The 25,257-nt window shown below is 32.1% G+C and carries 18 protein-coding genes and 3 tRNA genes; 6 read left to right on the forward strand and 15 right to left on the reverse strand.

Annotated elements, in window-relative coordinates:
- Positions 1-15 precede the first annotated feature (15 nt).
- From fusA to rpsL, 3 genes are read right to left on the reverse strand one after another with little or no spacing between them, the layout of a single operon-like run.
- Positions 16-2,103, reverse strand: a complete 2,088-nt coding sequence (fusA, locus tag AB6T46_RS05905; protein ID WP_370931223.1) for an elongation factor G — start codon at positions 2,101-2,103, stop codon at positions 16-18.
- 22 nt (positions 2,104-2,125) lie between these two features.
- Positions 2,126-2,596: a 30S ribosomal protein S7 gene (gene rpsG, locus AB6T46_RS05910; RefSeq protein ID WP_370931224.1), complete on the reverse strand. Its 471-nt coding sequence runs from the start codon at positions 2,594-2,596 to the stop codon at positions 2,126-2,128.
- 16 nt (positions 2,597-2,612) lie between these two features.
- Positions 2,613-2,984: a 30S ribosomal protein S12 gene (gene rpsL, locus AB6T46_RS05915; RefSeq protein WP_370931225.1), complete on the reverse strand. Its 372-nt coding sequence runs from the start codon at positions 2,982-2,984 to the stop codon at positions 2,613-2,615.
- A 362-nt stretch (positions 2,985-3,346) separates the two neighbouring features.
- Here rpsL and xth point away from each other — a divergent pair, with 362 nt between their 5' ends.
- Entirely contained in the window at positions 3,347-4,126 is a 780-nt protein-coding gene (gene xth, locus AB6T46_RS05920) for an exodeoxyribonuclease III (protein ID WP_370932055.1), read from the forward strand.
- Between the two features lie 7 nt (positions 4,127-4,133).
- Here the strand turns inward: xth and AB6T46_RS05925 are convergent, their stop codons facing one another.
- The 4 genes from AB6T46_RS05925 to AB6T46_RS05940 all read right to left on the reverse strand — a co-directional run bounded on the left by AB6T46_RS05925 (position 4,134) and on the right by AB6T46_RS05940 (position 9,975).
- Positions 4,134-6,854 (reverse strand): valine--tRNA ligase, encoded by a 2,721-nt coding sequence (locus AB6T46_RS05925; RefSeq protein ID WP_370931226.1) that lies wholly within the window; start codon positions 6,852-6,854, stop codon positions 4,134-4,136.
- A 22-nt stretch (positions 6,855-6,876) separates the two neighbouring features.
- Positions 6,877-7,614: a hypothetical protein gene (locus AB6T46_RS05930; RefSeq protein WP_370931227.1), complete on the reverse strand. Its 738-nt coding sequence runs from the start codon at positions 7,612-7,614 to the stop codon at positions 6,877-6,879.
- Positions 7,615-7,887: 273 nt separating this feature from the next.
- Positions 7,888-9,198, reverse strand: a complete 1,311-nt coding sequence (locus AB6T46_RS05935; RefSeq protein WP_370931228.1) for a TolC family outer membrane protein — start codon at positions 9,196-9,198, stop codon at positions 7,888-7,890.
- A gap of 703 nt (positions 9,199-9,901) precedes the next feature.
- Positions 9,902-9,975, reverse strand: a tRNA-Cys gene (locus AB6T46_RS05940).
- 399 nt (positions 9,976-10,374) lie between these two features.
- Between AB6T46_RS05940 and AB6T46_RS05945 the strand changes: the two genes are divergently transcribed.
- Positions 10,375-10,449, forward strand: a tRNA-Asn gene (locus tag AB6T46_RS05945).
- 202 nt (positions 10,450-10,651) lie between these two features.
- Here AB6T46_RS05945 and AB6T46_RS05950 read toward each other — a convergent pair.
- Positions 10,652-11,890, reverse strand: a complete 1,239-nt coding sequence (locus AB6T46_RS05950; protein ID WP_370931229.1) for a DEAD/DEAH box helicase — start codon at positions 11,888-11,890, stop codon at positions 10,652-10,654.
- 333 nt (positions 11,891-12,223) lie between these two features.
- Positions 12,224-13,117, reverse strand: coding sequence for a hypothetical protein (locus AB6T46_RS05955; protein WP_370931230.1), 894 nt, complete (start codon positions 13,115-13,117; stop codon positions 12,224-12,226).
- 361 nt (positions 13,118-13,478) lie between these two features.
- Between AB6T46_RS05955 and AB6T46_RS05960 the strand changes: the two genes are divergently transcribed.
- Entirely contained in the window at positions 13,479-14,051 is a 573-nt protein-coding gene (locus AB6T46_RS05960; protein ID WP_370931231.1) for a hypothetical protein, read from the forward strand.
- Between the two features lie 1,057 nt (positions 14,052-15,108).
- Here the strand turns inward: AB6T46_RS05960 and AB6T46_RS05965 are convergent.
- Positions 15,109-15,191, reverse strand: a tRNA-Leu gene (locus tag AB6T46_RS05965).
- Positions 15,192-15,292: 101 nt separating this feature from the next.
- Between AB6T46_RS05965 and trmFO the strand changes: the two genes are divergently transcribed.
- Positions 15,293-16,690, forward strand: a complete 1,398-nt coding sequence (gene trmFO / locus AB6T46_RS05970) for a methylenetetrahydrofolate--tRNA-(uracil(54)-C(5))-methyltransferase (FADH(2)-oxidizing) TrmFO (protein ID WP_370931232.1) — start codon at positions 15,293-15,295, stop codon at positions 16,688-16,690.
- 45 nt (positions 16,691-16,735) lie between these two features.
- Here trmFO and AB6T46_RS05975 read toward each other — a convergent pair whose 3' ends face one another.
- The 5 genes from AB6T46_RS05975 to AB6T46_RS05995 form a co-directional block, all read right to left on the reverse strand.
- Positions 16,736-17,011, reverse strand: coding sequence for an HU family DNA-binding protein (locus AB6T46_RS05975; protein WP_370931233.1), 276 nt, complete (start codon positions 17,009-17,011; stop codon positions 16,736-16,738).
- A 134-nt stretch (positions 17,012-17,145) separates the two neighbouring features.
- The gene (gene lon, locus AB6T46_RS05980) at positions 17,146-19,581 is read right to left on the reverse strand and encodes an endopeptidase La (protein ID WP_370931234.1); all 2,436 of its coding nucleotides are present in this window, start codon (positions 19,579-19,581) and stop codon (positions 17,146-17,148) included.
- A gap of 77 nt (positions 19,582-19,658) precedes the next feature.
- A complete protein-coding gene (gene clpX / locus AB6T46_RS05985) occupies positions 19,659-20,987 on the reverse strand; it encodes an ATP-dependent Clp protease ATP-binding subunit ClpX (RefSeq protein ID WP_370931235.1) in 1,329 nt (442 codons plus the stop codon).
- 90 nt (positions 20,988-21,077) lie between these two features.
- Positions 21,078-21,713 (reverse strand): ATP-dependent Clp endopeptidase proteolytic subunit ClpP, encoded by a 636-nt coding sequence (clpP, locus tag AB6T46_RS05990; protein ID WP_370931236.1) that lies wholly within the window; start codon positions 21,711-21,713, stop codon positions 21,078-21,080.
- A 202-nt stretch (positions 21,714-21,915) separates the two neighbouring features.
- Positions 21,916-23,448: a peptide MFS transporter gene (locus AB6T46_RS05995; RefSeq protein ID WP_370931237.1), complete on the reverse strand. Its 1,533-nt coding sequence runs from the start codon at positions 23,446-23,448 to the stop codon at positions 21,916-21,918.
- Between the two features lie 190 nt (positions 23,449-23,638).
- On the opposite strand from AB6T46_RS05995, the gene rirA reads away from it, so the two are divergent.
- Complete coding sequence (gene rirA, locus AB6T46_RS06000; RefSeq protein WP_370931238.1) at positions 23,639-24,088, forward strand: iron-responsive transcriptional regulator RirA; 450 nt, start codon at positions 23,639-23,641, stop codon at positions 24,086-24,088.
- Entirely contained in the window at positions 24,081-25,250 is a 1,170-nt protein-coding gene (locus AB6T46_RS06005) for a bifunctional 2-C-methyl-D-erythritol 4-phosphate cytidylyltransferase/2-C-methyl-D-erythritol 2,4-cyclodiphosphate synthase (protein ID WP_370931239.1), read from the forward strand. Before rirA ends, AB6T46_RS06005 begins: the two co-directional genes overlap by 8 nt.
- The last annotated feature ends 7 nt before the right edge of the window (positions 25,251-25,257 follow it).

The raw sequence follows: 25,257 nt of genomic DNA on the forward strand, positions 1-25,257 counted from the left end.
TCTTCACACCTAATCTTAGGCAAACTTCTTCTGAATCTCCTGCGCAACCGCTGGAGGAACCGGATCATAATGATCAAATTGCATGGTATATTGTGCACGACCTTGGCTCATAGAACGCAAATTATTTACGTAACCGAACATATTAGCAAGCGGAACCATCGCATTAATGACAGTCGCAATACCACGAGAATCTGTACCAGAAATTTGTCCACGGCGAGAATTTAAATCACCAATAACATCACCTACATAATCTTCTGGCGTTACTACTTCAACTTTCATAATAGGCTCTAACAATTGAGCACCTGTTTTTTGCGCACTTTCACGGAAAGCTGCACGAGCTGCAATTTCAAATGCTAACACAGAAGAATCAACATCATGATAAGCACCATCAATTAAAGTAGCTTTCACACCTAACATAGGGAAACCAGCTAACGGACCTGAACCCATCACACTAGCTATACCCTTTTCAACACCAGGAATATATTCCTTAGGTACAGCACCACCAACGATTTTAGACTCAAATAAGAAATCATCCTCATCATGTGGTTCAAAAATAATTTTAACACGTGCAAATTGACCTGACCCACCAGATTGCTTCTTATGAGTATAGTCAACTTCTGCTTGACGAGTAATCGTCTCACGATAAGCAACTTGCGGTTGACCTATATTAGCCTCAACTTTAAATTCACGCTTCATACGATCAACAATAATATCCAAATGCAACTCGCCCATACCAGCTATGATAGTTTGACCTGATTCTGTATCTGACTTAACACGGAAAGAAGGATCCTCAGCAGCTAAACGATTTAGCGCTAAACCCATTTTCTCCTGATCAGCTTTAGTCTTTGGCTCAATAGCAATTTCAATAACCGGCTCAGGAAATTCCATACGTTCCAAAATAACCGGCTTTAAAGGATCGCACAAAGTATCACCTGTGGTAGTCTCTTTAAGTCCAGCAAAGGCAACAATATCACCTGCAAACGCTTCTTCAATATCTTCACGTGAATTAGAGTGCATCTGCAACATACGTCCAATTCTTTCCCTTTTACCTTTTACAGTATTTTCTAAAGATACACCTTTAGTTAAACGACCTGAGTAAATACGGCAAAAAGTTAAAGAACCAACAAATGGATCATTCATAATCTTAAAAGCAAGCATTGATAATGGAGCTTCATCAGAAGATTCGCGAGTAATTTCAGCATCTGTCTTTGGATCAATACCCTTAATTGCAGGAACATCTACAGGAGAAGGCAAATAATCTATAACAGCATCCAATAAAGGCTGAACACCTTTATTTTTAAAAGCAGAACCACAAAATACAGGATGAAAATCAACACTACAAGTGCCACGACGAATTAAATCTCTTAGAGTATCATTATCAGGAGTATTACCTTCTAAATAAGATTCCATTGCAGCCTCATCAACTTCAACAGCCATCTCAATTAGCTTTTCACGATATTTCTCAGCATCAGACATATATTCAGCAGGAATATCAAGAACATCCCAAGATGCACCTAAACTTTCATCACGCCAAATAAGTGCTTTCATTTCTATTAAATCAATAACACCTTTAAAATCGTTTTCCGCACCAATAGGCAACTGCATTACCAAAGCCTTAGCACCTAAACGACTACCTATCATTTCAACAGAACGAAAAAAATCCGCACCAATTTTGTCCATTTTATTAACAAAAATCATACGCGGAACACAATATTTCGCTGCTTGACGCCAAACAGTTTCTGTTTGGGGCTCAACACCAGCATTAGCATCTAAAAGAGCTATAGCACCATCCAAAACACGCAAAGAACGTTCAACTTCAATAGTAAAATCAACGTGCCCTGGAGTATCAATAATATTAAATCTACACTCTTTACCGTTACGACCTTTCCAAAAAGTCGTTGTAGCTGCAGAAGTAATAGTAATACCACGCTCCTGCTCCTGCTCCATCCAGTCCATGGTAGCAGCACCATCATGAACCTCACCGATTTTATGAGACTTACCAGTATAATATAATATACGCTCTGTAGTGGTAGTCTTTCCCGCATCAATATGCGCCATAATACCGAAGTTACGGTAGTCTTCTATTTTATACTCACGAGCCATCTAAAATCACCCTACAATTAAACTACCAACGATAATGAGCAAAAGCACGATTAGCCTCTGCCATTTTACGAACATCTTCACGCTTCTTAACTGCAGCACCGCGATTATTGGAAGCATCTAAAAATTCACCACATAAACGCTCCATCATTGTTGTCTCACCACGTGAACGCGCAGCAGAAACCAACCAGCGTATAGCAAGCGCCTGACGTCGATCAGCTCTAACATCTACAGGAACCTGATAAGTAGCACCACCAACACGGCGAGAGCGAACTTCTAAATGAGGGGCAACATTCTCTAGTGCACGATGAAAAACCTCTAACGGATCTTTTTTGCTCTTTTCTTCAACCAAATCCAGCGCACCATAAACAATACGCTCAGCTACAGATTTCTTTCCATCAAGCATAATTGAATTCATAAATTTACCAATAACCACATCTCCAAACTTTGGATCTGGATTTATTTCTCTTTTTTCTGCTCTATGACGTCGGGACATATTTCTGGTCTCTCAATTATTTAGGACGCTTCGCACCATATTTGGAGCGACGTTGCTTACGATTTTTAACACCTTGTGTATCTAAAACACCACGAATTACATGATAACGAACACCTGGTAAGTCTTTAACACGACCACCGCGTAGCATAACTACAGAGTGCTCTTGCAAGTTATGACCCTCTCCAGGTATATAACCAATAACCTCAAAGCCGTTAGTTAAACGAACCTTCGCAACTTTACGAAGAGCCGAATTAGGCTTTTTAGGTGTAGTTGTATAAACACGAGTACAAACTCCACGTTTTTGTGGGTTTGCTTGCAATGCCGGAACTTTATTACGCTTAACTGGCGCAATACGTGGCTTACGAATCAACTGGTTTACGGTAGGCATTCAACCTTCCTTCTTCTATTACATTTACCTAAAAGGTTACAATTCAATATATAAAAAAACATGGCATTCGCAATAACGAAAAAACCAACAAAAGCAGAGGAGACTAAAAGTCTCATACATCTAACAATGTTTTATTTTTTTACTTATAAGCTGTGTTTGAGGAATATCTTTAAAAAAAGGCTTTTTAAAATAAATTGCTCACATCAGCTTATGATTATCAATAACGATATTTTTTTCATTCGTCAAGATTAATATTATAATTTATACATTTTTTTTAAAAAAAATAATATTATTAATAATTAAATAAGAAAAATGCCTTAATAATATTATTATTAATAATTGTGAGTATGATAATGACAAAAATAAGAATAGCCTCTTGGAATATAAATGGAATCAAAGCCAGAGCACAAAATTTAATAGAATGGCTAAAAAATGAACAGCCTGATATTTTGTGTTTACAAGAAATTAAATCTACTGATGAAAATTTTCCTGTCGAACTTTTTGCCGATCTGGGTTACCACATTGAAACATACGGACAAAAATCATTCAATGGCGTTGCTATTTTTTCTAAAAGCTCTCCAATTGAAGTAAAAAAAGGATTAGATCAATATGATCATAATCAACAAGCAAGATATATAGAAGCCTTATTTGATATAAATAACTTTATTATAAGAATAGCTTCAATATATTGCCCAAATGGAAATCCGATAGAATCAGAAAAATATCACTATAAATGCGACTGGATGGAAAATTTTATCGAATATGCGACAAAACTAATAAAGCTAGAAGAGAAATTAATACTTATAGGTGACTATAATATTATACCAACTGAAAAAGATGCAAAATATCCTGAAAGATGGACACAAGATGCCGTATTTTTACCAAAATCTAGAAGTTACTACCACAAACTACTCAATCTAGGCTTTATTGACGCTATTCGCGCAAAAAGCGACGACGAAATTTATACTTTCTGGGATTATCAAGCACGATCATGGGAAAAAAATAACGGCATTAGAATAGATCACGCTTTAGTATCTCCAGAAGTAATAAATAAATTAAAAGACGCTTATGCTCAAAAAGAAACAAGAGCAAAAGAAAAACCCTCAGATCATGTACCAATATGGCTCATATTAGAAAAGTAAACTTAATTTAAATAAAACCAGCTAGGGCTCTAGATAAAGCCTCTATCTCTACATCTAACGCATTCAACCTATTTTTATCATTGCTAATGACTATCTCTGAAGCATTAGCGATAAATTTAGGATTTTCTAACTTAGCCATTAACTTCATACGCTCAGCTAATAATTTATCTTTTTTCTTTTGCAATCTGGCTTTTTCTACATCTAGATCAATAAATTCACCTACTAAAATATTGTAACTATCTCCACCTACTATTATTTGTAAGGCATCTTTTGCTGGCGCAGTAGAGGAAATTATCTCACTAACTCTAGCTAACCTCTTAATTAACAATTCATATCTACTAAGAAAATTCTGCAGATCCTGATTTAAATTCACCGCCCACAAAGGAACTTGCGCGCTAGCTGGAACATTCATCTGCGCCCTAGCAGAACGAATAACACTAATCAAATCAATCAAATAAGTTAATTCAGTTTTAGACTCAGGATAATCAAAACTATAATTTGGCCATGAAACTAGAGCTAATATTTTTTCTCTTTTTCCCTCTACCAATGTATTATTCCATAAAAATTCTGTTACAAAAGGCATAAAAGGATGCAATAATTTATATACAGCCTCTAAACAAAAACGCAAGCACCCCCTAACCTCATCACGATCTAAATGATTTTCATCCATTAAAATTGGCTTAGCTAACTCAATATACCAATCACAAAGACTATTCCAAGTAAATCTATATAACGCTAATGATGCCTCGTTAAATTTATAAGCTTCTAAAGCTGTTTCAACCTGTAATCTAGTGTTAGATAATTCGGTTAATATCCACTGATTAATAGCTAATTTAGCGGCAGAAGGATTAAAATCATCTACGGAAAAACAATCATGCATCTCTGCAAATCTAGTAGCATTCCATAATTTAGTAATAAAATTACGATATCCCTCTACCCTTGATTCATCCAATCTTACATCTCGACCCTGTACTGACATAATTGCTAAAGTGAATCTAAGCGAATCCGTACCATAACTATCCATTAGCGCTAAAGGATCTATCACATTACCCTTTGACTTAGACATTTTAGCCCCGTATTTATCCCTAAGCAATGGATGAAGATAAATATTTTTAAATGGCACTTTACCAATAAAGTAAAGACCCATCATCATCATTCTAGCTACCCAAAAAAATATTATATCAAAAGCCGTCACTAAAACATTAGTAGGATAATATTGATTCAACACTTCCGTATTATTAGGCCATCCTAAAGTCGAAAAAGGCCACAAAGAGGAAGAAAACCAAGTATCTAAAACATCTGGATCTCTCACTAAGCTGACCTTAGTTCCATAATATTCTAACGCCGCCTTATTGGCCATATCTTCTGTTTCTTCTACAAATATTTTACCATCAGGGCCATACCAAGCAGGAATTTGATGCCCCCACCATAATTGTCGAGAAATACACCAAGGACGAATTTCATTAAGCCAATTATAATAAGTTTTATCCCAACTTGAAGGAATAAATTTGCTATCACCATCTTTTACAGCCTTCAAAGCCTGTTTAGACATAGAATCAACATTAAGATACCATTGCTCTGTTAGATATGGCTCTATCACCACACCACTACGATCGCCATGAGGAACTTTATGAATATGTTCTTCAACTTTTTCTATATATTCATATTTAGTTAATAACTCTACTAATATATTACGCGCATCAGTAGTTGATTTACCTTCTAATTGAGTAATTAAAGATTGTAAATTATCGTTCAGCTCTAAACCTTGTAAAAATTCATCATTATCAACTAACTTTAATTTTGCCTCTTCCGTTAATATATTAATAACAGATAAATTATGACGCTCACCCACCTCAAAATCATTAAAATCATGCGCCGGAGTCATTTTCACTACTCCAGACCCAGATTCAATAGAAACATATTCATCAGCCACTATAGGAAGACAACGTCCAACCAATGGTAATATTGCTAACTTATTAACAATATGCTGATAACGATCATCATTCGGATTAACCGCTAAACCACTATCACCTAATAAAGTTTCCGGTCGAGTAGTAGCCACTACCACGTAAGTTGTATCGTCTAAAGGATTAAATACTTTATCTTTTAATGGATATCTGACATACCATAAATGACCTTTCACCTCTTTTACTTCGACCTCAAGATCAGAAATAGCTGTAAGTAATTTAGGATCCCAATTAACCAATCTCTTATTTTTATAAATCAATCCATCTTTGTATAAGGTGACAAATACTTTAATAACAGCCTCACTACTACCCTTATCCATAGTAAAACGTTGCCGACTCCAATCACAAGAGACACCTAAACGACTATATTGATTAACTATCTGCCCCCCAAAATCCTCTTTCCACTGCCAAATTTTTTCTATAAATTTCTCGCGCCCTAGCTCATATCTATCTGGCTCACCCTGCGCAGCTAACTGCCTCTCTACAACCATCTGTGTAGCGATACCGGCATGATCTAAGCCCGGTTGGAATAAAATATTTTTTCCGCGCATTCTTTCAAATCTAACCAGAATATCTTGAATGGTTCCATTTAACGCATGACCAACATGAAGATTACCGGTTACATTAGGCGGCGGCATAATTACAGAATAATTATTAGCAGGATCTATATTTGGAGAATTTGTTACAAAAGCATTCTCTTTCTCCCATAAAGAAATTATTTCCTGTTCGAATTTTTTAAAGTCATATATTTTATCTACCATCAATACGCCTATTTATTTATGTTTATTCTTTGGCTTTAAAAATTTTAGAGAGTTTTTCTTGAACTTCTTCCCTAATAACTCTTTCCATTATTTTAGAAGAATGCATTTTAATCCATTCTTGTATAAGATACATAAGATCCGCTTCTTTACTATTGATAAATTTTTCAATTGACTTTTCTAAAGCATTCTCTAGGTACCTAGTTTGGTTTTCTCTATCATCTTCTGATATTTGTCTTGAAAAATTATTCTCTCTATTTGATATTTCATCTGGAAAATCTTTAGAGAATAAATTTTCAAATAATCTTTTCTCATTCTCTTGTTCATCATTAATAATAACATTTCTGATATTATTATCTTGTTTACGATTCTCATCTACCAGATTAGCATTATTAATGAACCGCTGCTCTTCATATCCAAGCTTATTATGATCTGACTTTAAACCTACATGGCGCAGATCCGTCGTGCGATTATCTGGTTGATTGTGAATATTTTTAAATATTTCCTTATTATTAGAATATTCTGCAATAGAATTATTATTGATATAACCAAAATCTCTACTAGCTTCACTATAGGCTAAATTTTGCTTATGATTATCATCTCTGACAACATAATCTAACGTGTCTTTCTTTTTGCTATGTGAGTGATCAGCGCCAATATTTTTATTATTATCTTGCCAAGCCTTATCATCTTCTATAGCTTTTCTGATAGATTTAAGTAATACTTCAATAGATTGATCAGAATCTTCACGGTTCTTAGCCATTATGCGCAACTTTCATTATAACAATTATAATTTCCCGCTCTGATTAAAATAACAAACTAACCCTAACAAACAAAGTACCAAACCACTAAGCGATCGATATTAATTAAGTTTTACACAAAAAAGAGCTTACTTCAATCTATTTATCAGATATCTTTCCAATTAAGAATAACAATAAAAAAATCTTTTAAATTATCCAAATCATTATTACTAATTAATAGGCAAGCTACCCGCTTATAAACTTACGCGGTGAATATCAAAAATCATATATCTAGGTTATGTCGCATCAGGATCGTATCTCTCTACATTCAAGCCGATCACCTCTACTGTAAATTGCCCCATAGCGGCCAACAAATTATAACTAGCTATAATAATATCTCTTTGATTATTAATATAAGCTATTCGTGCATCAGTTAAAGAATTTCTCTGCACTAATACATCTAAAGTAGAAGCCTCGCCGACTTTATTTTGAGCGAGAACACCCTCCATAGCAATCTTACTAGCTTCTATATTCGCCTTATTAGCAACCAAAGCAGCCTTAGCCCCTTGCAACTTTGACCATGCCTCTATTACTGATTGCCTCACAGACAAACGAGCAGCATCAAGATCAAATATCGCAGCAGACAAATTTTGTTTAGCTTTTCTAACTTGAGCAGTAGAACGACCACCTTGATACAGAGGAATTACAACATTAACACCTACACTCGAAGTTACTTTATCTGTCCAATTTGCATCTATAAAAGCATTATTTCGATAATCAACCCCTGCAGAAACATTTACTGACGGAAGCAGACGCCCTATATTAGCTTTCACTACATGCTCTAAGGACCGCACAACAAACCCAGAGGAAACAACCGCTGGATGATTTGTTAAAGCAATTTCTATCATTTCCTCAAGACTATTAGGAAGACTAAAATAAACTTTAGGAGGATCTAATTTGCCAGGCTTAACCCCTATGATTTGCTGATAACTTGCTTCTAATGAATCTAGCGTGGCTAACGATTGACTTAGCGCAGCTCGAGATCTAGCGAGAGCAGCCTCAGCCTGTGAAACTGCTGTTCTTGTACCCTCACCTATACTAAAGCTAGCTTTATTCGATTGAACTCTAGCCTTCATTGCTTCAACATCTTTTTTACGAATATCTATAATATCTCTCATACTAGCAACATTCGCATAAGTAGATAAAGCAAGTAATAATTGATCCTGCTCCAGCTTTCGCAGCTTAGCTTGTTTAGCTAACACTTGCATTTGAGTCGCAGAAAGATTGTTCACATCAGCAAAGCCCGCAAAAATATTTTGCGAAATGCTAATATTAGCGACTGGCCCCACATTATAACCGCTCGCAGCATTCTTACCAGTTCCACTAACGCCCGCTGTTAGCTGTATAGCGGGTCTAAATGCCGCTTGAGCAATTGCTATATCTTCATCAGAGGCACGCAATGAAGCTCTAAATGATAAAATTGTTGGATTATTTCTGTAAACTAAAGACAAAGCATCTTTTAGGGTATCAGCCGCGACAGATACCGGCGCTAATAAGCCGAAAACAATAACAAATTGACTCAAAAAATTTAATTTATTCTTTCTCACTCTTAATCGTCTCCAACCTAAACATTCACTAGACTAACAAATGTTTTTCCTAAAAGCAATTATTTAGGAAAACCATTCAGCTAAAATAATCAACACTTAGAATCATTAAATTAGCTATAAAATAAGCAGGTAATTTATTATAAATTTTCTATATAGAATCCCTTTTCCAGTTTTCCATAAGATTTTATATTAATACTATTAAACTTTAGTTACTTAAAATAAATTTTATGTAATAATCTACCAAACCTACTATTATGATAGCATAATAACTTGTTTTATTTTTATTAACATAAAAATAATTATTAATTAACAAAATACTACCCGATTTACTTAGAGATAATTTAAAAGATTATATTATTATTTTTCTTTACAATAACCACATATTCCACCAAAGACAATAGATAGTTGCGAAACATGCAATATTAACACCTCTCAATAAGAGCCGTTCATCATCTGACACAAAACAATATCTTACAAAATTATATTAAAGAAATACCTATCTTTTGGACTAGCTAAAAGCATATCGCAATAATTATATACTAATATTTTATAATTTGAGAAAAAATCTTACTATACCAACCGCTAAAATCGGTCAATAATTTAAGGTTCATTACGTTATCTAACAAGTAATCATATTATTACCAAAACTAGATTACCAAAACCACCTAAAATTAGGTTAACATATAGCCTTAAAACTAAAATCTGGAGGCCCCGCCCAGAATCGAACTGGGATACAAGGATTTGCAGTCCTCTGCGTAACCATTCCGCCACAGGGCCTTTCATATATCGTTTAAGCTAACTGAACTAATACGTCAAGATAATTTAATAAAATTTAACATTTTATCATCAATTATTTATTCTTAAATTATTTAAAATTTAATTTTTTAAAAGTTTATATATTTTTTTACCTAATTTACTATCTAAAAATAAAATAAGTAACCCAACTATAATCAACATCACTCTAACGATAAAAAATAGACCTATCACCCCTAACATTATCAAGAAAACTCCTAATAATTGCCGGTGAAACTTTCTTTTAGGAATTATCCTAGATAACATAACACACAACCTAACTAATAAAATTATTTATATATCCACAATATAGATTAGAAAAATTAAAAAAAAAATTGCAATAGATTATTACATATGATATCAACCTGATATAACTTAAATTGTTCCTCGGTAGCTCAGCGGTAGAGCAATCGGCTGTTAACCGATCGGTCGCTGGTTCGAATCCGGCCCGAGGAGCCATAAGATGTTAGCCTAATATCTTTGTATCTTTAGTTCTAAAATTTTCATTATAAGTTAAAACTCCTTTATAAAAAAACAGAGAGATTATAAATCTCTCTGCTAATATGGTGGACAAAAGTTAAAATACCATGCCTTGCATAGCTTTACACACACTAACCTTTTATATAGAGCAATAACAATAAATTTATAGATATAATAATTATTATATCTTTTTATTTTTGTATTTTCTACTGGAACTAGATCTATTATTAGTTTTCTTTACCTTAACTGAAAATTCTTCCGGTATTTTTTCTTCTTTAATTTTTTCTTTAATTAATTTCTCTATAGCTATCAATTTATCTTTTTCTTTTTCAAGATCACATAAAGTAATAGCTACCCCAGATTTTTCGTTTCTAGCTGTACGACCTATACGATGAACATAATTATCTGCTTGATCAGGTAGATCATAATTAATAACTAAATCTACCCCTGCTATATCTATTCCTCTTGCGACTATATCAGTTGCTATTAAAATTCTACTAAGACCATTCTTAAAATTATTTAAATTATCCTGTCTTGCTTTTTGACTTTTATTCCCATGTATAACAGACGAATTGAAACCATATTTTGCTAATATACGAGCTAATCCATCCGCAGAATATTTAGTACGCACAAATATTATTATTGATTTCCAACTTGGCTTACTTAATAAAAAAGCTAAAAATTGCTTCTTTAATACATGTGGTAAATAATATATTTTTTGTTCTATCGTTTTTTTAACACTCCCTTGCGGAGATACTTCTACGTAAACTGCTTGTTTTACTATCTGTTTAGATAATTTTACTATCTCTGTTGGCATAGTTGCTGAAAAAAGAAGTTTTTGACTATCTTTTTTAACATATTTTAATATTTTTAAAATATCAGGAATAAAGCCCATATCCAACATACGATCTGCTTCATCTAATACTAAAAAATTTACTTCATCTAACTTTACATGTTGCTCTTGTAATAAATCTAACAATCTTCCAGGCGTAGCTACCAAAATATCAGTACCAGTAGAAATCTTTTTAATTTGTGGTATTTTTGAAATCCCACCAACCATCAATGTTAAAGATAAATGAGTACCATTTATAAATGACTTTATATCATTTTCTATCTGCATCGCCAATTCTCTAGTTGGTACTAATATCAACGCATATGATGTTTTTTCTTTTCTTTTCGCTCCCATTAATAATAAATTATTAATTATTGGCAAACAAAAAGCAGCTGTTTTACCTGAGCCCGTCTGCGCAACGGCTACAATATCTTTTCCAGCTAAAATTAATGGTATTGCCTGTTTTTGTATATCTTTTAAAGAATGAAAGCCAACTTTCTGTAAATTATGTAATAATTTACTATTAAAATTAAACTTACTAAAACAATCTTCTGATTCTTTGATTGTTATTCTCCTTATAATTGACATCGAAACTACTCAAGATACAGCTTATTACATGTTAATTCGGACTAACATATAATAATAAATATATCAACTATTATTTCTCTGAATTATCGCACTAACAAAAGATCTATTTTTTATTTATAATATTGCTATATATTTGATTTACAGTTTACTAAAATTTGAAATTATCTAACCTTAGTTACAGTTAAAAAAATAATAGCAGACGTCTTTAACTCTATCATTAATTTAATTGAGCAATCAAGTTAACTATTAAAAATAACCAGTAACTTCTTATTAAGATGCCACATATAATAATCTGTAAAATAATATATTTAGATAAATTAAAGCATATATTGATTAGTAAATCTTTTCATATTGTAATATGTTTTTTCTACCTGCGTGCATAGCTGATCTTTTGGACGCTATATTATTAAATAAAATAGTCCCATAAAATAATGTATCAGGAGAATAATGTAAAGACAGCTTTTGCGCTAACATCATTTGCATTAAAGATGCAAACCTACGACCTTGAAATTCGGGCAAAATAACCTCTTCAGCCACGTAAAGACCATTCATAAAACCCACTCGTTTTTCTTCACAAGCTATAAAACCTACTTTTGTATCTAAATAACATAAAATATATAATTGTTTTTTATTTACCCAGTCAGGTATGTCGTCTGCTGTAGCTGGTGATAAAGACATATTATCTGCATTAGCAATATTAGCATATGCTTTATACAAGGCATCTAAAAGAAAAGATAAATGTTCTGGCTTAGCAAGCTTAATTGATAAGTCAGTAATACTAGTTTTAGATTGCATTTCTTGTAAATTAGCAGCCCATATTTCTTGATCTATATCTGCATGAACTTTATCTGAACTTATTAAATTTCTTATAAATAGAGGCTTTATTTCCTTCCAATCCTCTATTAAAATTTCTTTAACGTCCTGGCTGATATCCATCTGGACAGAGCTGGTAGCTAATAATTCTATAAAAGGCTTAGTAATATCCTTAGAGATATAACGAGCTCCGGTAAGATAGGTTACACCTTTATAATTAATTATTTTTTGTAAAAAATAATTCTTAGGCAGCTGCAATTCTTGCCAAGGGTACATATTAGCAAAATTCAAATCCTGACAACGTTGTAAATTTTCTTCTATATATTCTGTTACGTAATGACTAAGTATCTTTTTAGCTATCCCTATATTTGAAAATTTATCGCAAGTTTTTTGTATTAAATTATCTTTAAACATAAAATTTCTTTTCCTTTTATTAGATCCCAATATCAATAATATTTGTAATTAAAATAGCACTTAATTAATCTGTTTGTAATCAAAGACACATATCTATTAGCCTGAGTTTAAATGATAAATTTTTCAACTAAACTATTTAATAGTTATTTATGACAGTTTAATTTTTTTATAATTTCTTAATATGATATAGACACCAACTACCACAAATATTCTATTAATATAAATAATCGTTAATATAACCCCATTATATATAATACAGTTATAAACAATTAATATTAGAGATATCTAAATAATACTTTATACTTTAGTATAAACATTATTGTTATAAAATAACTAATATTATTTATACTGGATAATCAAAATGAAAAAAATATTTTATTTAATATTAAGCTTTATGTTAGTAGCCCTAGCGCCTAGCATAACTTACGCACACGATAAAGAAATTTTAAGCCAAATAGGAAAAGACATTACTATCAATGGTATAAAAACTAAAGCTGTTAATCTTGGTGGTAGAAATCATCTTGTTATATCACCTGGAATCATGTCACACATAAAGAAGGGTAAATCCACTACCGTATCTCCTGTTCTAGGATTAACCTTGGGTTATACTCAAGATATAAATTTTATTTCTGTAGGATCAGAAATTGGTTTTGATGTCGCTTATCCTCGTGACGATAGCCATCCTTATGTTACTCTAAAATATGGAGTAATAAGCCGATTAGCGATACCAGAATCTTCTTTCCTAGGAGGAGTTTCATTTGTTGTAGGTGGAGCTGCATCCTTTAGTAAAGAAGAAATACATATTGAACCTTATATGTCGTTGGGAGTAGAAAGTGCTACTTTTGCTGATAAATACGCAATAAAATTTAATACTGAGCACTATTTTCTATCTAAAGTTGTTAATCTAAAACTAGAATTAGTCTATAAATTCTAAACTAGAAAATCTAAGTTGATAAGCTAAATATTTTCTATAAATTTTAATATAAGAGGTCTCATTTATTGAGGCCTTTTATATTAAAATAAGATTGCTGTTATTAACCACTAATAATAAATATACCTAACACAGCAAGTAAAAATTTCCCTATCTTTGCAACAACCATTAATAATATTACAATAAGTATAAAATTTCACCTTAATTTATAAAATTATCCTCTATTACAATTACACAAACTTTAACCAAAATAATAACATATCAAAAATACGCTTTAAAAAGTAATTCTGATAAACTAATTAAACTTTCTTAGTTGTATAATATTACGTTAAGATACATTGAGATAAAACGCATTATAGCAAATCCTAAAAAATTATTCATACCTTGCTAAGGTTGTTATAGTTACTTTTTGCTCTTTAGTTAAAGCCGCAATTAGGACAGCAGAACTAATGAAAAAAATAATAGATCTTTACATTTTAAAAATACTCAATGTAAAAATAAGATTAATCAAAAATTACTATATTTTAAAATATCCTATAAGCTGCCTATCTACTAAAATAGATTGTCTAAAGCTAATGCCTAGCTTTTTGTTTAAGCAAATACACAATAAAAACCAAACCAACAATTAATTTTATTTACTCTAATTTATCAAAATAAAATATTCAGACTCGATTGATTCTAAACTAACAAAAATATTTTATTAAAATATAGACTAAAGTTTATAACTATATTTTGTGCTTAAAAGCATAGAAACTTATAAATTACAAATAAAAAAGCTACCTTTAGTAACACAAGAGAAACTAATGTTAAAAATTCCACTAATAGCTACAACCTTTAAATTTTATTCGTTAAAAACAAGCTATTATTATTTTGTCATTATTATGAAAATGCTTAAGCTACAGACAATATATTGAAATAAATCAACTACTATAAATGATAAATTTCTAAATACATACAAAATCTTACCGCTGATTCCCAAACTCAAGAGCAAGTGAAAAGCTTATATAACAATCTAAAATATGCTGTAAATGATTGCTTTAATTATATTTTTTAAAAATATTGGTACGGATGGAGGGACTCGAACCCCCACGGTTTCCCGCCAGAACCTAAATCTGGTGCGTCTACCAATTTCGCCACATCCGCAAATTAATTATTAGGTGTATAACATTTTAAATGTTATTTTAAAAGCTTTTTTTTAACTATAAAATAAATTTACACACAATAACTTAAGCTAAGGTAAAATAATGTCTAACAAGGAATCCAATATACTACATATCATTGGAGCTGGATTAGCTGGTTCTGAAGCTGCAGCACAAGCTGCAAAAGCTGGTATTAACGTAATATTACATGAAATGCGACCCAAAGTAATGACACCAGCGCATAAAACTGAATCATTCGCTGAATTAGTCTGCTCAAATTCTTTTCGGAGCGATGATTCTGAAAATAATGCGGTAGGATTATTACATGAAGAATTACGCAAAGCTAACTCTATAATTATGCAAACAGCTGATAAATGTAAAGTACCAGCCGGAACTGCGTTAGCGGTAGATAGAGAAAATTTTTCTAAATTAATTACCGAACAATTAAAAGCAATGCCTAACGTAACTATCGTTAATGAAGAAATTACGCAAATACCAGAAGACTGGAAAAATGTAATAATCGCGACTGGACCGTTAACGTCACCAGCACTAGCAGAACAAATACAAAATGTAGCAGGTGCAAATTCTTTAGCCTTTTTTGACGCAATCGCTCCTATAATATACTACAACAGCTTAGACATGGATATATGTTGGTTTCAATCTAGATACGATAAAAAAGGTACAAATGGAACCGGAAAAGATTATATAAACTGTCCTCTAGATAAAAATGATTATAATAATTTTATCGATGCTTTATTAGAAAGTGAAACAGTTGATTTCCACCAATGGGAAGAAACACCCTATTTCGATGGTTGCCTTCCAATAGAAGAAATGGCGAAACGTGGTAGAGAAACCTTAAGACATGGTCCGATGAAACCAAGAGGATTAACTAACGCACATCAACCAGATATAAAACCATATGCTGTGCTACAATTACGACAAGATAACGCCTTAGGAACCCTATATAATATGGTAGGATTTCAAACAAAATTAAAATATAAAGAACAAACTAAAATATTTCGCCAAATACCAGGTTTAGAAAAAGCAGAATTTGCTCGCTTAGGAGGTTTACATCGCAATAGTTATTTAAATTCTCCACTACTATTAAATCAAACATTACAATTAAAAAATAACATTAATTGGCGTTTTGCTGGACAAATCACCGGCTGTGAAGGCTATGTAGAATCTACTACAATTGGCTGGTTAGCAGCATATTTTGCTATCGCTAATATCTATAATAAAAAGATAACTTTACCACCAATAACATCAGCTTTTGGAGCATTACTTAACCATATAACTAAAGGTCATCTAATAGATAATAGTGAGGGAAAAAGATCGTTTCAACCAATGAATATTAATTTCGGATTATTTCCAGAAATAGAATTGCTAACTGGAACAGAAAAAAAATTAAAAGGAAAAGAAAAAAATATTCAAAAAAGACAATTGATAACTACAAGAGCAAAAGAAGATTTTACTAAGTGGTTAAATGATATAAAGTTATAAAAAAAAGCCTGCATTACTGCAGGCTTTTTTAAATATTAAAGATAATTATTTTTGCACGGCATCTTTTAAGTTTTTGCCAGCAGAAAAGCGCGGTACGCGACGAGCAGGAATAACAATCTCTGCTCCTGTCGCAGGATTTCTTCCTTTAGATTCAGCGCGATCTGAAACACTAAAATTACCAAACCCAGGGATTCTAATATCTTCACCTTTTGCTAACGCAGAAGTGATACAAGCTAAAACTACATCTACAGCTTTAGTTGCTTCAGTTTTAGATAAACCACCTTCTTCAGCGACAAAATTCACAAATTCTGTTTTATTCATTAATAGTTCCTTTCTTACATATAATAACTATAATGTACATATACCTTAATATCTTTATAAATTATTAGACAATAGTCCAACCAATTTTTTTTCAAAAACAACATATAATTCACAGAAAAACACCAATAATCAACCTAATGCGCAGTAGTAGAGGTAGCTAGATCATCATCAATCGGAAAAATAATTTCATTATCTGGAATTATTAATTCATTTTCATCTAATTTCAAAGCATGATATTTACGTGTTAAAGCATGATCTAAAACCTCAGATGCATTAGACACAGGTATAATTTCTAAACTATTTTTTACCTTAGCTGGAATTTCACTTAAATCTTTTAAATTATCGTATGGAATTAAAACTTTCTTTATTCCACCTCTAACAGCAGCTAATAATTTTTCTTTGAGTCCTCCTATAGGTAATATTCTACCTCTTAAAGTAATCTCACCGGTCATAGCAACATCTTTATTAATTGGTATTCCTGTTAAAATAGATACAATAACTGTCATCATCGCAACCCCCGCAGAAGGACCATCCTTAGGAATCGCACCTTCAGGAACATGCATGTGAATATCATATTTATAAAAATCTTTCGGATGAATACCAAAATCTAAACAACGTGATCTAACATAGGAATTAGCCGCAAAAATAGATTCTTTCATCACTTCCTTTAAATTTCCTGTTACAGTCATACGACCTTTACCCGCAACAGAAACACCCTCAATAGTTAATAATTCGCCACCGACTTGTGTCCAAGCCAAACCAGTAACTATACCTACTAAATCAGCTTTTTCTATCTGACCAAATAAATAACGTTTTGGACCTAAGAAATCCGCTAATTTTTTATCTGTGATATTAATTGATTTCTTTTTATGTTGTAAAATTTCAGTCAAAGACTTACGTACAATTTTCATAATTTCTCTTTGTAAATTACGTACACCAGCCTCTTTAGTATAATCTTGCACTATTTTTTCCATAATATGATCTTCTAAAGATAATTCACCTTTTTTTAGACCATGATCACTTATAGCTTTAGGTAACAAATACCTATTAGCTATTTCAATTTTTTCATCTTCAGTATATCCTGATAACCTAACAATTTCCATTCTATCCAATAAAGCAGGAGGAATATCTAAAGTATTAGCCGTCGTAATAAACATAACATTAGATAAATCATATTCCACTTCTAAATAATGATCTACAAAAGTAGAATTTTGTGCTGGATCTAACACCTCTAACAAAGCAGAAGCTGGATCACCTCTAAAATCCTGCCCCATTTTATCTATTTCATCTAATAAAATAAGTGGATTATTAGTAGCAGCCTTCTTCATTACTTGTATGATTTTACCAGGCATAGCACCAATATAAGTACGTCTATGCCCTCTAATTTCAGACTCATCTCTTACACCACCTAAAGCTATACGTGCAAAGCTCCTACCGGTCGCTTTAGCTATAGATGCAGCTAAAGAAGTTTTTCCTACTCCAGGAGGACCCACAAAACATAAAATAGGTCCTTTTAATTTTTTTGCTCTTGCCTGTACTGATAAATATTCTAAAATTCTTTGCTTAACTTCTTCTAAGCCGTAATGTTCAGCATCTAAAATTTTAGCAGCAACAGTAAGATCTTTTTTAATTTTACTCTTTACATTCCAAGGTACATTTAATAACCAATCTAAATAATTACGTACCACCGCCGCCTCAGCTGACATAGCTGACATATTCTTTAATTTTTTAATTTCTGCGTTAGCTTTATTTTTAGCTTCTTCACTTAAATTAACAGTAGCAATTTGTTTTTTTAAAGCTGAAATTTCATCTTCAGTGTCATCACCATTGTTCAACTCTTTTTGAATTGCTTTCATTTGCTCATTAAGATAATATTCTCGTTGTGTTTTTTCCATTTGGTTTTTAACACGCGAACGAATTTTTTTCTCCATATGCAAAATTGATATTTCATTTTGCATTACCTCTAAGATACGCTCAAACCTAACTAATAAATCAATAGTAGAAAGTAACTCTTGTTTTTCTGACAATTTTATTTGCAAATAAGAAGCTATAGTATCAGCTAATTTATCATAGTCATCGATATTATTTAAACCATCTATTACTTCTACGGAAATTTTTTTATTCAATTGTACATATTCAGCAAAGTCATTAATAACTGCTCTAGACAAAGCTTCTAACTGCACAAAATTTTCTACAGGGGTTTTAATAATTTCTACTTTTGCTTTATAATATGGTCCATCAGCATTGAAAGAATCTAATTTAGCCCTACCTAATCCCTCAACTAAAACTTTAACGGTTCCATCCGGCAATTTTAACATTTGCAAGACATTAGCTAAAGTGCCATATTCGTATAAATCATCTATTGTTGGAGTATCTTCTAAAGAATCTTTTTGCGCAACCAGAAATATTTTCTGATCGTTATGCATAATTTCTTCTAACGCTGCGATAGATTTTTTTCTACCGACGAATAAAGGAGATATCATATTAGGAAAAACAACAATATCGCGCAAAGGTAGCATTGGATAAATATATTCTTCCTGTATAGAACAATCTAAGTTATTTTCTTCCATAATACTACCTTTCTTATCTAAATTAAGGCGATTAATAATCACAGCTACACAATATATAAATATTAATGTTAAATTATTTAAGTACCTGTTTTCAATTTTTTAACGGCAGAAATTTTTGATTTATTTTTTGTCACATTCACACTGTCAATAGTTTCAAGTGAAACCTTCGCTTTTTTATAAACGTATGTAGGTTTTTCTTCACCTTCTACCACGGCTTTTGATACAATAATTTCTACCACATTTTCTAAGTTTGGTAATTCAAACATTGTATCTAACAATATTTTCTCTAATATAGAACGTAATCCTCTGGCTCCAGTCTTTCTTTCCAAAGCCTTTTTAGCTATAGCAAATAGAGCATCTTCTTCGAAAGTTAAATTAATATTCTCCATATTAAATAATTTTTGATATTGTTTCACCAAAGCATTCTTAGGTTTAGATAATATAGCAACTAAAGTATCTAAATCTAAATCATCTAAAGTTGCTACTATTGGCAATCTACCAATAAATTCTGGAATAAGACCAAATTTAGTTAAATCTTCAGGCTCTATATCTCTAAAAATATCTCCTAATCTTCTATCTTCTGGTGATTGTACGTTAGCACTAAAACCAATAGATGATGGATAACCTCTAGCAGAAATAAATTTTTCAAGACCAGCAAAAGCTCCGCCACAAATAAATAATATATTAGTAGTATCTACTTGCACAAATTCCTGTTGCGGATGTTTTCTTCCACCTTGCGGAGGCACAGAAGCAACAGTACCTTCCATTATCTTAAGCAAAGCTTGCTGTACACCCTCACCTGAAACATCTCTAGTTATAGAAGGATTTTCGGCTTTACGAGTAATTTTATCTACTTCATCAATGTAAATTATACCTTTTTGAGCTCTTTCTACATTATAATCAGCAGCCTGTAACAATTTTAAAATAATATTTTCGACATCTTCCCCTACATAACCAGCCTCAGTTAAAGTAGTAGCATCAGCCATAGTAAAAGGAACATCAATGATACGTGCTAAAGTTTGCGCCAGGTACGTTTTACCCGATCCTGTAGGTCCAACTAACAGAATATTAGATTTAGCTAACTCTACATCTTGATTCTTGTCAGTACAGCTATTAGCTAATCTTTTATAGTGATTATGAACAGCGACCGCTAAAACTTTTTTAGCATAGCTTTGACCTATAACATAATCATCTAATACGGCGACAATTTCCTTAGGCGTAGGGAGACCTTCCTGAGTCTTTTCTTTATTTATTTGCAATTCTTCACGCATGATATCTGTACATAGCTCAATACATTCATCGCAAATAAAGACTGTTGGTCCGGCTATTAATTTACGGACTTCTGACTCACTTTTTCCGCAAAAGGAACAATAGAGTTTATCTTTATCTTTTCCATTTTTGCTCATTTATTTGTCCTTTTCCTAATTACAACCCTATAATATACCTTGAATTAATATTAATTGATACTAAAATATCAATTAAGGCATTAATTACATCTATATTGTTGTATTTTCAGTCACCAGTTGAGGTCTTTTAGTTAATATTTCATCAATTAGACCGAAAGATTTTGCTTCCTCAGCAGTCATAAAATGATCTCTATCAAGAGTTTTTTCTATAATTTCATAAGATTGCCCAGTATGATGTACATATGTTTCATTAAGGCGTTTCTTTAATTTCAAAATATCTTGAGCATGCCGTTCAATATCAGAAGCCTGACCTTGAAAACCACCAGAAGGTTGATGAACCATAATTCTAGCATTTGGTAAACAATATCTTTTCCCTGGCGCACCCGCACATAACAAAAGAGACCCCATAGAGGCTGCCTGCCCCATACATAATGTAGTTACTTCTGGACGAATAAATTGCATAGTATCATAAATTGCCATACCAGCGGTTACAACGCCACCAGGAGAATTAATATATAAAGAAATTTCTTTTTTAGGATTCTCAGCTTCAAGAAATAACAATTGAGCACAAACCACAACTGCCATATTATCTTCAACTGGACCATTAACAAATATAATTCTCTCTTTTAGCAAGCGTGAAAAAATATCATAAGATCTCTCTCCATTAGCACTACGTTCAACGACCATAGGGACTAATGTCATTGCTGTTTCTATCATTTTATTCATTTTAAATTCCTAAAGAAAAACATTGTTAACATTATCTGTTTTACAGAGTACACCATATATATGGAATTTATTAACGATTCCACAACAAGTTTTTCTTACATATATCAAAAGATTTTGATTATACTAACATAATTTTATCTAAATTAAAAGATTTTATACTAATCAGTTATTAGTATTAATAACTGATTAGTAATCAAAAAGCTTAACCTTTTTTAATTAATCTATTGATCGGAATCGCAACTAAGATCAATATTATAGCACAAACTACTAAGGCGACTACAACTGATCCAAATAAATTAGGTAGATCATTTATAGAATCAGCATGTACATTTCCACCTATTAATCCTGCTATTACATTACCTAAAGCGCTACCGCCAAACCATAAGCCCATCATTTGACTTTTCATTGAAGACGGCGCTAACTCAGACATTGCTGATAAACCAATAGGACTTAGTAACAACTCTCCACATGTCAGTAAAAACAAGCTAACTACTATCCACAACAAGGAAACCGAAGCTCCTGAAGAGATCACTTGCAGCGCTGCAAACAACATAACAGTGAAACCTAATGCTCCACAAATTAAAGCAGCAACAAATTTAGCAGTAAAACTAAAATTCACATTGCGACGCTCTAAAGCAAACCAAATATAAGCAAATAAAGGAGCTAAACTAATCACAAACAATGAATTTATCGATTGAATCCAGCCCACCGGCACAGTAAAACCAAAATAAACTAAATTCGTATAATGTTCTGCAAATAAATTATAAGAAGTTGGTTGCTGTTCGAAAGCGGCCCAAAAACACGCTGCAGTAACTAATAAGGCCAAACATAGCCATAGTTTTTTTCTTTCCATAGATGTTAATTTACCAAAGATCATAATTGTGAAAAAATAAACTAAGATAAATACACCTGTTAAGACTGCTAACCAACTAGCTACTAAAACTGGATTAAATGTAAAATAACCAGTATCTAATAAATACACATAAACTATGAATGCTAACGTTAGCCCGGTTAATATAGGCGCCACTAAAGGAGAATAATTTTTTGGACGTCCCCAGAATTCATCTCCTTTAAGGATTTTATTATACCGCTCGATGTATGGAATCGCAAAAACTCTAAAAATTATTAAAGCTATTAGCATACCAAGACCACCAATACCAAATCCAATATGCCATTGATTACGAGCCGCAAACCATCCGGTTAGCAAGGGCGCAATAAATGCTCCTAGATTAATACCCATGTAAAAAATTGAAAATCCTGCATCTCTACGAGAGTCACCTTCTTTATATAAGGAACCAACCATAACACTAATACATGTCTTAAATAAACCAGACCCCAAACAGATCAACACTAAGCCAATGTAAAACATCCTAGTACCGGCTATACCCATCAAAGCAATAGATAAATGACCAAAAGCCATTAGAACACTACCATACCATATAGCTCTACGTTGCCCCAACCAATTATCAGCTAACCAACCACCAGGCAAAGCCACTAAATAAACCGAACCAGCAAAAATACCGATTATAGCTCCAGCAGAATGTGCATCTAGTCCTAAACCGCCGTTACGAATTAAAGCAGTCATAAAAAGAACTAGAATAGCCCGAATACCATAAAAAGAGAAACGCTCCCAAAATTCAGTAAAAAATAGAGGTCTTAATGGACGGGGGTGCCCCATAAAACCATTTACCTCACGATTATAATTTACATCTTTTGTATTATCTATAGGATTCACAGTAAAATCTCCTAACTATTTCTATTAAAATATTTAAGAGTATAAACATTTTTTATATAAATGCAAACGCAAATAAGAGTTAACTAATTTTATATAAATGTAAACACAAATAAAAGTAAGTTAATAAAATAATACTAGAAATTTAAACTAAAAATATTTAGAATACGCTGATTATTAATGAGGCAAAAAAATGAGGCTAACAAAACAAACTAATTATGCTATACGAATTCTTATGTATTGTGCAACTAACAATGAATCATTAAGCCGAATTTCTGAAATAGCTAAATCATATTCTACTTCAGAACTTTTTATGTTTAAAATATTACCCCCTTTAGTAGAACATGGATTTATAAAAACTACACGAGGAAGAAATGGTGGCATAACCTTAGCTAAAGCACCAAATAAAATTACTTTAGCAGATGTTATTAAAGTAACAGAAGAAAATTTTGCTTTATCCGAATGTTTAGCAACAGAAGAGATGGATTGCCCGCTAATAAATTCATGTGGTTTAAAACAAGCACTGTCCACTGCACTTAATGCCTTTTTTGATAGTTTAAATAAGGTAACTCTTGCTGACTTAATAGACAAAAAATATAATCTAAAAAAACGACTCAAAATATGTAATAATGATAATGAATAATATTACTAATAAAAAAATAGCGGCTATAATTTTAGCTGCTGGAACAGGCAGTAGAGCTAACAGTCCTTATGGAGCAAAGCAATATCACTTAATAAATAATAAAACTATTTTAGAATATAATTTAGATCTTTTTACCAATATAAACTATATTAATGAAATAATCTTAGTGGTAAATCCTAAAGATCTTACTTTATATCAACCTATTATTAAAAAATATCAAAATAAAATAATTTTAGTCAATGGTGGAGAAACCCGACAAAAATCAACTTACCTAGCTTTACAATATTTAAGCAATGGATCTCCTGATTATGTTTTTATACATGATAGCGCTAGACCATTTATCACTGAAAAATTATTAGATAATCTAATAATAAAGGCTGATAAAAATGGAGTTATTCCAATTCTACCTATTAGAGATACCGTTAAAAAGATTGACTTAAACAAACAAATTGTAAATACTATAAATCGTGATATACTTGCTATTTCACAAACTCCACAATTATTTTATTTTCCATTAATATTAAAAGCACATATTGCGGCTAATAATAATTTACAACAGACTTTCACTGATGATGCTTCTATAGCTGAATTTTACAATATTCCAATGGTGACAATTATGGGTGAGCCCCAAAATATCAAAATTACTTTTCCAGAAGATTTAGAAAAACATAAAAATTATTTTCCTGATATTCGCACCGCTATGGGATATGATATACATAAATTAGTTAAAGGTGATAAAGTTATTCTTTGTGGGGTTTCTATACCTCATTCACAAAAACTAGAAGGACATTCAGATGCTGATGTTATCCTACATGCTTTAGCAGATGCGCTATTAGCTACCGCAGGTGAAAAAGACATTGGTGTACATTTCCCCCCTTCAGACCAACAATGGAAAAATGCACCCTCAAAAATTTTTGTAGAATTTGCTGCTAATAAAATTAAACAAAAAAATGGCATAATTAATAATATAGATATAACCTTGATTTGTGAAGAACCAAAAATTGCTCCTTATGTAGAACAAATGAAGGAATTTTTACAAAATTTATTAACTATTAAACAAGATAAAATCTCAATTAAAGCTACCACGAACGAAACATTAGGATTTATAGGACGCAAAGAAGGTATTGCCGCTTTTGCAAATGTTACTGTTTATTTTTTCTGAGAAATAC

Origin of the sequence: Bartonella sp. DGB1 (assembly GCF_041345015.1) — a bacterium.
Lineage (GTDB): Bacteria > Pseudomonadota > Alphaproteobacteria > Rhizobiales > Rhizobiaceae > DGB1.

Bases quoted from the DNA above. Each gene is read 5' to 3' on its own strand.
- fusA (WP_370931223.1), bottom strand. From the start codon at position 2,103: ATGGCTCGTGAGTATAAAATAGAAGACTACCGTAACTTCGGTATTATG.
- rpsG (WP_370931224.1), bottom strand. From the start codon at position 2,596: ATGTCCCGACGTCATAGAGCAGAAAAAAGAGAAATAAATCCAGATCCA.
- rpsL (WP_370931225.1), bottom strand. From the start codon at position 2,984: ATGCCTACCGTAAACCAGTTGATTCGTAAGCCACGTATTGCGCCAGTT.
- AB6T46_RS05925 (WP_370931226.1), bottom strand. From the start codon at position 6,854: ATGGTAGATAAAATATATGACTTTAAAAAATTCGAACAGGAAATAATT.
- AB6T46_RS05930 (WP_370931227.1), bottom strand. From the start codon at position 7,614: ATGGCTAAGAACCGTGAAGATTCTGATCAATCTATTGAAGTATTACTT.
- AB6T46_RS05950 (WP_370931229.1), bottom strand. From the start codon at position 11,890: ATGTCAATTATAAGGAGAATAACAATCAAAGAATCAGAAGATTGTTTT.
- AB6T46_RS05955 (WP_370931230.1), bottom strand. From the start codon at position 13,117: ATGTTTAAAGATAATTTAATACAAAAAACTTGCGATAAATTTTCAAAT.
- AB6T46_RS05960 (WP_370931231.1), top strand. From the start codon at position 13,479: ATGAAAAAAATATTTTATTTAATATTAAGCTTTATGTTAGTAGCCCTA.
- trmFO (WP_370931232.1), top strand. From the start codon at position 15,293: ATGTCTAACAAGGAATCCAATATACTACATATCATTGGAGCTGGATTA.
- AB6T46_RS05975 (WP_370931233.1), bottom strand. From the start codon at position 17,011: ATGAATAAAACAGAATTTGTGAATTTTGTCGCTGAAGAAGGTGGTTTA.
- lon (WP_370931234.1), bottom strand. From the start codon at position 19,581: ATGGAAGAAAATAACTTAGATTGTTCTATACAGGAAGAATATATTTAT.
- clpX (WP_370931235.1), bottom strand. From the start codon at position 20,987: ATGAGCAAAAATGGAAAAGATAAAGATAAACTCTATTGTTCCTTTTGC.
- clpP (WP_370931236.1), bottom strand. From the start codon at position 21,713: ATGAATAAAATGATAGAAACAGCAATGACATTAGTCCCTATGGTCGTT.
- rirA (WP_370931238.1), top strand. From the start codon at position 23,639: ATGAGGCTAACAAAACAAACTAATTATGCTATACGAATTCTTATGTAT.
- AB6T46_RS06005 (WP_370931239.1), top strand. From the start codon at position 24,081: ATGAATAATATTACTAATAAAAAAATAGCGGCTATAATTTTAGCTGCT.